Source organism: Prevotella sp. Rep29, assembly GCF_019551475.1.
GTDB lineage: Bacteria > Bacteroidota > Bacteroidia > Bacteroidales > Bacteroidaceae > Prevotella.
On sequence record NZ_CP047159.1, the window covers coordinates 2,157,839 to 2,169,653 of the forward strand.

Below are 11,815 nucleotides of genomic sequence, written 5' to 3' on the forward strand. Positions count from 1 at the left end.
GAATGTTTTTTTAAAAAAGGATTATCGGTTTAAAGTTTTCCCATCGTGGCTGCATTGAACAGCAGTTCGAGGTTGATTTGCGTTTCGGCATCGCCCGCCTTCCGACGACTGATGCAGGCATTGCCTTGCAGTGACGGCTCGCAATAGAGGATATCGGCATCGGAATCGCCCGGCTGGCGCAATGCGAAAGTGAATTTTTCGCCGATTTCGCCCGTCGGCATGTCGAAGATAAGTCCCGACTGACTGAGAATCATCACGTGGTCGAGCAGTTGCTCCACGTCGTGCACCTGATGCGTACTGATGATGAGCGTGCGGTCGTCGGTCATGTTCTCGGCAATCACGCGGCGGAAAAGACTCTTCGAAGGGATGTCGAGCCCGTTGGTCGGCTCGTCCATCAGCAGGAAACGGGTGCCGGTGGCGAGGGCGAAACTCATATAGACCTTTTTCTTCTGACCCATCGACAGCTTTTTCAGATGCAGCTTGGTGGGCATCTCGAAAGCGGTGAGACACTTGTTGAGCACCTCCTCGCTGAAACGAGGATAGAACGGGCGGTTGATTTTGATGAACGTCTTGAGCGACATGTTGGGAAGATCGTACTCCTCGGGCACGATGAATACCTCACTCAGCGTCTGAGACATGCGCTTCTTACTTGGCACTCCATCGACGGAGACCTCGCCCGATTGCGCGCGGAGCAGTCCCGAAATGAGATAGAGCAAGGTGCTCTTACCCGTTCCGTTCTTGCCCAGCAGACCATAGATGCGATTCTCTTGGAGTGACAAGTTGAAATCGCGGAACACTTGATGCCGTGAACCGGCATAGTGATAATTCATGTTTTTTACTTCAATCATATTCTTTTATGTTTTTAGTTGTGAATATTTCAGTTCTCTTGAGACAGTTCCCTGCTTCTTGATTTTAGGATTGCTCGCTCTTCTCGCTCCCCTTTTTTCAGATTTTCAGGTTTCCGGTTCCAGTCTTTACTGCCCTCACCTTCAACCTTTTCGGCTCCTGTCTCCTGTTTTTTATCGCCCCCTGCCTTCAGTCTTTCGCCTGTTTTCAATCCCCCTTCCTATATATATAATAAGGTGTAAGGCACTGTTCAGGAAGTCAATTTCATCAAGCTATATAGTGTAATAGTTGAATAGTACACTGCAAAAGTATGGTTTTATTTTGAATCCTCCAAATTTTTTCTCGTTTTTTTTCGAAAAAAGATAAAAAAATAGTGTTTTTTTGGATGAAAGTCAGAAGCTGTATATTTATACACAGGCAAATGTTTCACACTCTCATCCGTAAGATGTTGTATCTCAATAAGTTAAGGATTGCTTTCCAAAAGTTGAACTTTTGGCTTGTAAAAGTTCAACTTTCAGCGCCTAAAAGTTGAACTTTTGCGTTCTAAAAGTTGAACTTTTGAAAAACGAAAGTTCAACTACATATTTATACGTCTTTTCCTGTATGTTTATGCAGGGAATTGTTTCAGTTCCGATTATCGCCGAACACCCGTGTCGGAAGGTCAGATTATCAACTCCCTCGCCTCTGCATTCCCCATCTTGTCCACTTCGTTCATCGGCTTGTCGTACAGCACCGACTGGATGGCTTTGTTGATAATGCCGTGACCGACAGCCAACACGGTCTTCCCGGCATACTCCGCACGCAACTCGTTGAGAAACGATGCGGCGCGCCCTTTCAGACTCTCCAGCGTTTCCACATCCGCCGGCCACACTTTGTCTTTCAGGTCGGGGATGTACTCGCCCGTGAAACCGCCCCAGTCACGCTCCCGCAACAGAGGTGTTGTCACGACAGGTGCCCCATGCGGTTCAGCGATAATCCGACAGGTCTCTACAGCCCGTTCCAAATCGCTCGACATAAAGACATCTATCGCCTGACCTGCCAGATGCTCACACAACTGCTGCGCCTGGCGCCTGCCATGCTCGTTCAGCATGCCTTGCGTCTGTCCTTGCAGCACTTGGTTCACATTATCGACCGTCTCACCGTGACGCACCAGTATCAATTTCACCATCATTCTGTCTATTAAAGCCGTGCACATCTGTTGCGTTTGCTTTCCGATGATGCAGTTTCAGACATTCACCAAGCCTTCGATATATTTGCAAAGGATTCCAATACCTTTCAGATTCTCGCCTCCTTGCGGAATGATGAGGTCGGCATATTTCTTCGTCGGCTCGATGAATTGCTCATGCATCGGCTTAAGCACTTGCAGATAGCGCTCCAAGACCATATCGACCGTTCGTCCGCGCTCCACCACATCGCGCTGGATGTTGCGTATGAGCCGCTCATCGGAATCGGTGTCCACGTAGATTTTCAGGTCCATCATGTCGCGCAGTTTCTTATTGATGAGCATCATGATTCCCTCAACGATGATGACAGGTTTCGGCTCCACGTGAACAGTCTCCGGCAAACGGTTGCAGAGGATGTAGGAATAGGTGGGCTGCTCAATGGCGATTCCGTTTCGAAGGTCGTTCAGATGGCGATTGAGCAACTTCCAGTCGAACGCATCGGGGTGGTCGAAATTGATGGCGTGCCGCTCCTCTTCGGTCATGTGCGACGTGTCGTTATAGTACGAGTCAAGGGGAACCACTGCCACGTAGTGAGGCGGCAGGGCGTTGACTATTTTCCTGACGACGGTGGTTTTTCCTGAGCCTGTACCACCAGCTATTCCAATAATGGTCATATCTTCTATCGTTTTAATTTTAAAATCTCGCTAACTTCTCTGTCGAACATTTCCTTATAGAATGCCGCTTTCTGCTCCAGGCGCATCGGATAGGCACGCGAACTGCTCGGCATCCGATACAGCCGCAGGTGGCGCCCACCGAAGGTAACATCAGCATACGCACCGACTGTGGGGGCTATGGTCTCGAATTGCCGGCATACGACGTCGGTCGCCTTCTGTCCTGTTGTCACTATCGCGCCACATTCGGGCAGTTCGCGCAGAAGCGCCTTGATGTCAGTCTCCTCCACTATCTCCAAATCCTTGTCGGATGCCGTATTCTTCAATCGGCGCACGGAAACGGCTGTGTCATAGAGCCCGATTCCCGCAACCGTCAGAAAACGCTCAAGTGCCTCTTTCCGAAAGGCTTTTTCCTGCTCATCCACGAAATGCAACTTGTCTCCGAAGAAACAGATTCCAAAGATGCGCCACATATCGTTGGTGAAGTTCGGATAGAAGAACTCCATACACCACCTGTGGCGTGCCGGCGGGAAGCTGCCGAGCATCAGCAGGCGCGTTCCCTTCGGCAGGAATGGAGTCAGCGGATGACGTTCTATCGTTGCAACCATAAAAAAGAGGCGGACACAAAAGTCCGCCCTGTTTTTTGCTTATTGCCTTTCCTTTACCATATAAACGACAACCGGCAGGTGGTCGCTATAGCCATTCAGCCAGACGCCTCCTGCGTGTGTACGCTTCGGATTGCCCTTATATTTTCCATCGGTCTGGAAGAGATAGTCACGACGGAATATCTGACTTTTCCAGAATTTCAAAGTAGAAAAATCCTTCTCACCCTTTTTGTTGACAGCATTCGGAGTCATCACAATCTGGTCGAAAAGATTCCATTTGCCGTCATATCTCAGCGTTCCGGTATTTTGTTTTACGAGCACATTGTACCACGGATTGTACAGGTCGCCCTCGCCTACTTTCTCCATATCCTCTTTCGCCCCGAGCTCGTCATACATGCTTTTGTTCGTCGGGTCGTCATTCATGTCGCCCATGACAAAGACCTTGCAAGCAGGGTCTTCGCGGAGAAGGGAGTCCTTGACCACCCGTATCTGCTTAGCACCCAACTCCCTGTAATAAGAACCGGAAAAACGGCTCGGCAAGTGGCACACGATAAACGCCACATGCTCGCCGGCAAGCGTTCCGCTGACGGTCAGGAAACCGCGCGTGGCACGATTGCTGTCGGCAGGAAGTTCATACACATAAGGCACCAACGTCATGTCGCGCACCTCGAACAATGACGGATTATAGAGCAACCCGCAGTCCACGCCACGACGGTCGGGACCCTCAATGTGCGCAAACTGGAAATTACGTGCCTTCAGCTCCGGCTGCTCGCACAAATCTGCCAGGCAATGCGCGTTCTCCACCTCACTCACACCAATGACCGCACACCCTACATTCGCCAACACGTCGGTCCCCATTTCAGCAAGGACTGTCGCCATGTTGTGAAGCTTATTGGTGTACTTCATTTCCGTCCATTTATTGGTTCCATCAGGAAGAAACTCATAATCGTTCTTCCCCTCGTCATGCGTTATGTCAAACAGGTTTTCCAAGTTATAGAATCCAATCCCGTAAACAGAAAAGCTTTTCTGGGCTTGCACCGATGCTGAAACGCCGAACAACAGGACCGTCAAAAAGAGAAATATTTGCTTTTTCATCATGCTTTTGTATTATTTTTTTGCAAATATCGGCAATTATTCCGAATAAATTGCAGTTTTTGGAAAAAAAGTATTGATTGTAGGTCCTTTTTTTATTTTTTTTCCTAACTTTGCACCCTAAACTATAACAAATTTATCAAACACTATGCAGAACAAGCTGAAACTTGCGGTGTTAGCCTTTTGTTGTGCATCAATGGCGTTTGCTCAAAATACTAAAAAGAACAACACTGAGCAGACCATTGAACCGATGGACGAATCGGCTTTCACCTTTACTGAAGCACAGTTGGGAGAGGATAACGACATGACAGACAACGTCACCATCTTAAACTCGAACAGCAATGTGTATGCGTCAGAGGTGGGATTCCTTTTCTCACCCGTACGTTTCCGTTATCGCGCACTCAATCAGAAATACAATGATGTGTACATCAACGGTGCACCGATGAACGACATGGAAAGCGGACAGTTCCGCTATTCAATGGTCGGCGGTCTGAATCAACAGACCCGTAACGTTGACTTCTCCCTGCCATTTGAGGACAACACATTCTCAATGACAGGAATGGCAGGAAGCAACAATTACGACTTCCGCGCCGGAAGCATGGCAGCTGGACACCGATTGACACTGAGTGCTGCCAACCGTAACTACACGCTGCGCGGCATGTACACCTACGCATCCGGATTCAACAGCCGCGGATGGGCCATCGCTGGAAACGTCACCTACCGCTGGGCTAACAGAGGTTATGCGGAAGGTACGTTCTACAACGCCCTCTCCTACTTCTTCGGCGTGCAGAAACGATGGAACAATGGGCACTCGCTCGCCATCTCCACATGGGGCAACCCCACAGAACGCTCCACACAGGGAGCTTCTACCGATGAGGCGTACTGGTTGGCAAACGACTATTATTACAATCCTTACTGGGGATACCAGAATGGACACAAGCGCAATTCACGCGTAGTGAACGATTTCGCACCATCAGCCATCGCCACATGGGACTGGGATATCAACAAGAACAATCGACTCACCACGTCACTCTTCGGAAAATATTCCAGCTATAAGAGCACGAAACTCAATTACAATAACGCAGAAAATCCACATCCCGACTACTGGAAGACACTGCCGAGCAGCTACTTCAACGTATGGGATGAGACCGATTACTATAACCGGACAGACCAGGCGCTTGCCGACTGGACGGCGGCATATAACTTCTGGACGGCATCGAAAGCAAACCGCCAAATCAATTGGGACAAGCTGTACTATGCCAACAAGCAGGCAGCAGCCATCGGAAGAGACGCCCTCTACTATCTGCAAGCCAAACACAACGACAACACGACAGTCACACTGTCTTCCAAACTGACCTCACGTCTCGACAAGAACAAGACTCTGAACGTCGGCTTCACACTCGGACAGAACCTCGGAAGACATTATCAGACGCTGGAAGACATGCTCGGAGCATCTACCTTCCACAACATCAACTCGTACACATTGGGCGACTATCCGTCTTCCGACCCACGCATCCACTACGACCTCAATACCGCAGGGACAAACGGACTCGGCAAACTGGTCTATGAAGGCGACAAGTTCGGATACGACTACACGCTGAAAGCACAGAAAGGACTCGTGTGGGCAAGCTTCACGGAGAACTACGGAACGCTCCATTACAACGTTTCAGCCAAGCTGGCATACGACCGCATGCAGCGCAAAGGACACATGCGCAACGGTATGTTTGCCGACTTCTCGTTCGGTAAGAGCAAGGCAGCAGACTTCGTGAGCGGAGGTGTCAAAGCCAGCGCAAGCACCAAGTTCGGTCAGGGCGGAACACTCATGGTCGGTTTGGGATACGAGCACCGAGCACCGCAAATCCTGACGGCTTTCGTCTCACCTGAGATGAGTAACGATTTCGTGGACAACCTGCGCAACGAACGTATCTTCAGCAGCGAAATCAGCTACCAATATCAGAACACTTGGCTGCACGCCAACCTCAGTGCTTACTACAACCGCATGACCAACGTGACCGAATGGCAGAACTTCTATTTCGACGATGAGAACTCATTCACCTACGTGAGCATGAGAGACATCAAGAAGCACTATTACGGTTTGGAACTCGGTATGCGCTTCAAGCTCGCTTCATTCCTCGACTTGGTAACCATCGGAACCATCAGCGACGCAAAGAATTTCAACAATGCCAAGGTGCGCTACATGCTCTCAACCAAGGGAGAATATATTGATGACATCGTATATAATAAAGGTATGCGCGAGAGTGGCACACCGCTCACCGCAGGAAGCATTGGACTGAGCTTCCACCAGGGCGGATGGTTCATCGACCTCAATGCCAACTACTACGACCGCATCTATCTCTCATACGCTCCGAACCGTCGTTACGGAGAGACCATCAAGCGTATGAACTACGGTAAGACGGAAGACATCTTCATCGACCCGAACACTGCGGAAATCAAAGTCATCGAAGCACCTATCCCCGAACAAGCGAAGGGACATGGCGGATGGATGATTGACGGCTCCATCGGAAAGAACATCCGCATCGGACGCAACCAGTCGCTCTCCATCAATTTTATGGTGGCAAACATCCTAAACAACCGGAAGATTGTGAGCGGTGGATACGAGCAGAGCCGAAGCAGCTACACCACAACCAGCACCGGCGAACTCAACAACACCCGCGCTTACTCCTTCACACCGAAGAAATACTATGTATTCGGAACAAACGGAATGCTTAACCTTGCTTACAAATTCTAACACCATACAGATATGAAAGAACTGAAATATATTTTACTGACACTCGTCTGCACGCTCTTCGCATCTTGTATGGGCGAGCGCTACGCAGATCCGGAAGAGGGCGAAATCCCCTACGGAAATCTGGATATCAACGCAATCAACGTCATTACGATTGAACAGCTGAAACAGAAATATGCTACGGTCATTGCCAATAGCGGCATGACTGAAATCACCGAAGATGTTCAGTTGCTCGGACGAGTAACAGGAAACGACATCGGCGGAAATATCTATAACGAATTCTCATTGCAAGATGAGACGGGAGCCATCCTCGTGTGCATCAACCAGTCAGGACTCTACGGTTCACTGCCCGTCGGACAGCAGGTGCTCGTTTCTCTGAAAGGACTTATCATCGGCGGATACGGCATGCAGCCGGAAATCGGTGGTATCTACACCAATACGAAAACGGGTGCACAGAGCGTCGGACGCATGAGCCGATACACTTGGGACAGCCATTACAGACTCTTTGGAAAGGCTGACCCGGAAGCAATCAAGCCAACCACCTTCGACATCAGCAAGATTGCCGACGAAAACTATATCGCAGCCAATTGCGGCAAACTGATGACCATCAAGAACGTGAGACTGAAAGACGCTGACGGAAAAGCAGTCTTTGCTCCCGACGACGGTTCCATCTCACTCACGGCGAATGCTGCCAACCGCGCATTCTCCGGCATCAGCTCGAGCAGCATGGTGCTCCGTACAAGCACATACGCCGAGTTTGCCAACGAGGTGATGCCGCAAGGTGAACTTTCCATCACAGGTATCTTCACGCGCTATCGCAACACGTGGCAGATTCTCATCCGCACACTCGACGACATTGAGGTGATGCCGACCGCCATCTTCAGCGAAACGTTCCTGGAAGGACAAGGCTCGTTCTCAATCGTCAACGTCAACATGCCAAGCGAATTGAGTTACATCTGGGCGCACAACGCAAGATATTCGTGCATGTTGGCATCTGCATACAAAGATCAGGTAAACTACGCTTCTGAGAGCTGGCTCATCAGTCCGGCAATCGACCTGAGCAGTGTGAAGAAAGCGACACTCTCTTTCAGTCACGCAGCCAACTACTTCGGCGGCGAATGTAAGGACGATTGCTCCGTATGGATCAGTACCAACTACGACTCTGGAGCGCCAAGCACAGCCACATGGACCGAACTCAACATCGACACATGGCCTGCCAACGACTTCAAGTTTGTTGATGCAGTTTGCGACATCACATCATATACTGGCAATAAGAACGTCCGCATCGCATTCAAATATACCAGTCCTCAGTCCAAAGCAGGAAACTGGGAAGTGAAGAATGTGGTCATCAATTAGTACACATTATTATATATATAAAGACAATAATAAAAACGATTAGAATATGAAAAAGCTATTTTATTCACTGTTTGCCCTGGTGTTCGCCATGGCATTCACAAGTTGCGAAGACGTTCCGGCGCCTTATTATGACCCGTCGGAAGGCGGCGGTTCCATCATCAGCCCACTGGGACAAGGAACGGAAGAAGACCCGTTCAATGTGGCTGGAGCCTACAAATACATTGCCGATGGTAATGACGGTGACGCGATTGTCTATGTACGCGGTATCATCGTTTCCGTCAGCGAGGTGGACATCAAACAATACGGAAACGCTACTTACACCATCTCCGACGACGGTACGGCAAAGAACGTGCTGCAGGTATATCGCGGATTGGCACTGGGCAACAGAAAGTTCATCTCTGAGAACGAAATCAAACCCGGTGACGAAGTCATCATCTGCGGAAAACTCGTGAGCCGCAACGGCGAATACGAATTCACACAAGGCAACTACATCTACTACCTCAACGGCGAGAGTGCTGCCGGAATGGGTGAAATCAGCGGAACCGGTACACTCGAAGACCCATATACTCCGGGTGCAGCCAACCTCTTCTGCAAGACACTGGAATCTGATGTGGTTACCGATAAGGAATACTACATCAAGGGTAAAATCTCACGCATCGCCAACAAGGGAACCTATACGGACGGCGGCACATACGGAAACGCTTCCTTCTATATCTCCGACAGTGGTGAGGCAACCGGCGAGTTCTATTGCTTCCGTGTGCTCTATCTGAAGAACACCAAATACAACGAATATACTGGAACCAAGACAGACATCAAAGTCGGCGACGAAGTCATCGTCTGCGCTAAACTGGTGCTCTATCAAGGCACGACACCTGAGACCTCTGCAGGCAATGGCTATATATACTCTCACAACGGCAATACCGGCGACGGTGGCAGCGGTGGTGGAACTGCAAAGGGCGACGGTACACTCAACAATCCGTACAATCCGCTTGGCGCAGCTCAAGCCGTAAGCGGTCTGACATGGACCTCCAATACTGAATACGACAAAACTGACAACGTATATGTGAAGGGTAAGATTTCACGCATCGCCACCAAGGGAACCTATACGGACGGCGGCACATACGGAAACGCTTCCTTCTACATCTCTGAAGACGGCACCGAGTCTGGCGAGTTCTACTGTTTCCGCGTTCTCTATCTGAACAACACCAAGTACAATGAATACACTGGTGAGAAGGTAGATATCAAAGTCGGTGACGAAGTGGTCATCTACGGCAAACTCATGAACTACAAAGGCAACACGCCCGAGACCGTAGCCGGAGAGGCACACCTCTACTCGCTCAACAGCGGCGGAAGTGGCGGTGGTGGAACGACCGACGGAGGCTTTACAAGAAGTGTGGACACTGACAATGCAATTGTTACGTTCACTGCCAGCGGAACAACCGCCAGCAGCAACGTGGTTGAATACGACCTGACAACCTGCGGACTGGCACACCAGGCAGAGAACCCATCGTTCACCATCAATGGCGTATCATTCGCATTTGCAGTTAATGGTGGTGGAACAACTCCAAAATATTGGAATACTGGTGATTACAATGAGCTTCGTATGTATGCGAAGAACAAGTTGACAATCACTCCTTCAAATGGAAATATCCATTCTATCAAGTTGCATTGTACAACCTACGGATCAACAAAATACGTTGGTAATGAGCAAGCAGAGGCAACACTTTCGGGTAATGCCGTATCAATAGTCAACGAATGGACAGGCACTTCTGGAGGTACGCAATTCCGCATCAAGAAAGTGACAATCACTTATGCGCAATAAGAAAAAAGACTGAAAATTTGGCAGGCTGCAAAATTCTTCGTAATTTTGCAGCCCAAACCCCTCAAAAGGAAAATATTAAGTATAAACAATAGAAACAAGTAAACAAAATGAAAAAAGGTATTCATCCCGAAAACTATCGCCCCGTCGTGTTCCGTGACATGTCCAACGGCGATATGTTCCTTACAAGGTCCACTTGCAAAACAAACGAGACGGTGGAATTTGAAGGCGAAACTTACCCAATGGTAAAAGTAGAAATCTCCAGCACCTCTCATCCGTTCTACACAGGTAAGAGTAAACTTGTCGATACGGCAGGTCGCGTGGATCGCTTCATGAACCGCTACGGTAAGATCAAGAAATAACAGACCGTATTTCATTTACAAAGACGATAGAGGTGCATTCACGACGTAGTTGCATATACGTGGTGAGTACACCTTTTCGCACTTAAAAACACACCTCACATGAAAACAAACAAAATACTGTGGCTACTCCTCGCTGGCTGTCTTACACTCGTTGCTTGCGACGACGACAAAGACGACAACAGCGGCAGCGGAACAACTCCCGCCGGCTGGACCAACGACAATGCCAATCCACAGACACGCGTAGAATACGGCAGGCTCGAGATGCCGAGAATATCCAATGACGACGAGCATCTCGTACTCATACACAAGACTGCCGACTATAAATTCGACGCATACGGAGTCAACTATTCCGTTGAGTGGGACTGCACCAAGAAAGCACCGCGCTGGATAGCATACCAGATGCACAAGGGCTACGGCGGAACGGCAGGACGCGTATCGGACATCTTCCTCGAAGACCCCGACCTGCCCACCAGTGCACGATTCCCCGACACCAACTATCAGTACTCGGGCTCCGGATTCGACCGCGGACACATGTGTGCATCGGCTGACCGCCAGTATTCGCTGACAGCCAACCTGCAGACCTTCTACTACACTAACGCCTATCCCCAGTACAACAACTTCAATGCGGGAACCAACTACACAGGCGAATGGGTGAAGATGGAAGACCAACTCCGCACATGGACCGGCAACCTCGCCGCTACCGACACCATCTACGTCGTGAAAGGCGGAACCATCGAAGAGCCGAATGTCATCCGCTATCTCAAAGACGGACTCATCGTGCCGAAATACTTCTTCGTGGCACTGCTCAAGAAGACCCCGAAAGGCTACACACCTGGACTGGGACTGTGGTTCGAACACACCAACAGAATCCTCACCAGCGTCAACCTCGCCAAGAATGCCATCAACATCCGCGAGCTGGAAAGCCTTACCGGCATCGACTTCTTCTGCAACCTGCCCGACCCCGTGGAGGAAGCAGTAGAAACCATGAGTCTTGACCACGTCATGGAATCATGGGGACTGAGCCTGAACAACGAATAACAAACACATCATCGGGAAACATCCTTTCCCAACAGCACAACAAATCCCTGATTGCCACCCGGCAGTCAGGGATTTTTTTTGGAATAAGCAGACCGCTGTGAATTAAGAATTACGCCA

Annotated in this window: 10 protein-coding genes; 5 read left to right on the forward strand and 5 right to left on the reverse strand. The window is 49.6% G+C overall.

Going from position 1 to position 11,815, the window contains the following annotated elements:
- Nucleotides 1-29: 29 nt before the first annotated feature.
- The 5 genes from GRF55_RS09205 to GRF55_RS09225 form a co-directional block, all read right to left on the reverse strand.
- Entirely contained in the window at nt 30-848 is an 819-nt protein-coding gene (locus GRF55_RS09205; protein ID WP_220368123.1) for an ATP-binding cassette domain-containing protein, read from the reverse strand.
- Nucleotides 849-1,507: 659 nt separating this feature from the next.
- On the reverse strand, nt 1,508-2,014 hold the full coding sequence (locus GRF55_RS09210; RefSeq protein ID WP_220369690.1) for a histidine phosphatase family protein: 507 nt from the start codon (nt 2,012-2,014) through the stop codon (nt 1,508-1,510).
- 57 nt (nt 2,015-2,071) lie between these two features.
- Nucleotides 2,072-2,683: a uridine kinase gene (udk, locus tag GRF55_RS09215; protein WP_220368124.1), complete on the reverse strand. Its 612-nt coding sequence runs from the start codon at nt 2,681-2,683 to the stop codon at nt 2,072-2,074.
- A 5-nt stretch (nt 2,684-2,688) separates the two neighbouring features.
- Nucleotides 2,689-3,288 (reverse strand): uracil-DNA glycosylase family protein, encoded by a 600-nt coding sequence (locus GRF55_RS09220; RefSeq protein WP_220368125.1) that lies wholly within the window; start codon nt 3,286-3,288, stop codon nt 2,689-2,691.
- 39 nt (nt 3,289-3,327) lie between these two features.
- Nucleotides 3,328-4,380 (reverse strand): endonuclease/exonuclease/phosphatase family protein, encoded by a 1,053-nt coding sequence (locus tag GRF55_RS09225; protein WP_220369691.1) that lies wholly within the window; start codon nt 4,378-4,380, stop codon nt 3,328-3,330.
- 145 nt (nt 4,381-4,525) lie between these two features.
- Between GRF55_RS09225 and GRF55_RS09230 the strand changes: the two genes are divergently transcribed.
- From GRF55_RS09230 to GRF55_RS09250, 5 genes are all read left to right on the forward strand, one after another.
- Entirely contained in the window at nt 4,526-7,126 is a 2,601-nt protein-coding gene (locus GRF55_RS09230; RefSeq protein ID WP_220368126.1) for a TonB-dependent receptor, read from the forward strand.
- A gap of 12 nt (nt 7,127-7,138) precedes the next feature.
- Nucleotides 7,139-8,479 (forward strand): DUF5689 domain-containing protein, encoded by a 1,341-nt coding sequence (locus GRF55_RS09235; RefSeq protein WP_220368127.1) that lies wholly within the window; start codon nt 7,139-7,141, stop codon nt 8,477-8,479.
- Between the two features lie 46 nt (nt 8,480-8,525).
- A complete protein-coding gene (locus tag GRF55_RS09240; RefSeq protein ID WP_220368128.1) occupies nt 8,526-10,301 on the forward strand; it encodes a hypothetical protein in 1,776 nt (591 codons plus the stop codon).
- Between the two features lie 107 nt (nt 10,302-10,408).
- Nucleotides 10,409-10,660: a type B 50S ribosomal protein L31 gene (locus tag GRF55_RS09245; RefSeq protein WP_220368129.1), complete on the forward strand. Its 252-nt coding sequence runs from the start codon at nt 10,409-10,411 to the stop codon at nt 10,658-10,660.
- 99 nt (nt 10,661-10,759) lie between these two features.
- Complete coding sequence (locus GRF55_RS09250; protein WP_220368130.1) at nt 10,760-11,698, forward strand: DNA/RNA non-specific endonuclease; 939 nt, start codon at nt 10,760-10,762, stop codon at nt 11,696-11,698.
- The last annotated feature ends 117 nt before the right edge of the window (nt 11,699-11,815 follow it).

What these genes read in the sequence shown, in the direction of transcription:
- GRF55_RS09220 (WP_220368125.1), bottom strand. Translation starts at nt 3,288, where the DNA reads ATGGTTGCAACGATAGAACGTCATCCGCTGACTCCATTCCTGCCGAAG.
- GRF55_RS09225 (WP_220369691.1), bottom strand. Translation starts at nt 4,380, where the DNA reads ATGAAAAAGCAAATATTTCTCTTTTTGACGGTCCTGTTGTTCGGCGTT.
- udk (WP_220368124.1), bottom strand. Translation starts at nt 2,683, where the DNA reads ATGACCATTATTGGAATAGCTGGTGGTACAGGCTCAGGAAAAACCACC.
- GRF55_RS09245 (WP_220368129.1), top strand. Translation starts at nt 10,409, where the DNA reads ATGAAAAAAGGTATTCATCCCGAAAACTATCGCCCCGTCGTGTTCCGT.
- GRF55_RS09250 (WP_220368130.1), top strand. Translation starts at nt 10,760, where the DNA reads ATGAAAACAAACAAAATACTGTGGCTACTCCTCGCTGGCTGTCTTACA.
- GRF55_RS09230 (WP_220368126.1), top strand. Translation starts at nt 4,526, where the DNA reads ATGCAGAACAAGCTGAAACTTGCGGTGTTAGCCTTTTGTTGTGCATCA.
- GRF55_RS09235 (WP_220368127.1), top strand. Translation starts at nt 7,139, where the DNA reads ATGAAAGAACTGAAATATATTTTACTGACACTCGTCTGCACGCTCTTC.
- GRF55_RS09210 (WP_220369690.1), bottom strand. Translation starts at nt 2,014, where the DNA reads ATGGTGAAATTGATACTGGTGCGTCACGGTGAGACGGTCGATAATGTG.
- GRF55_RS09205 (WP_220368123.1), bottom strand. Translation starts at nt 848, where the DNA reads ATGATTGAAGTAAAAAACATGAATTATCACTATGCCGGTTCACGGCAT.
- GRF55_RS09240 (WP_220368128.1), top strand. Translation starts at nt 8,526, where the DNA reads ATGAAAAAGCTATTTTATTCACTGTTTGCCCTGGTGTTCGCCATGGCA.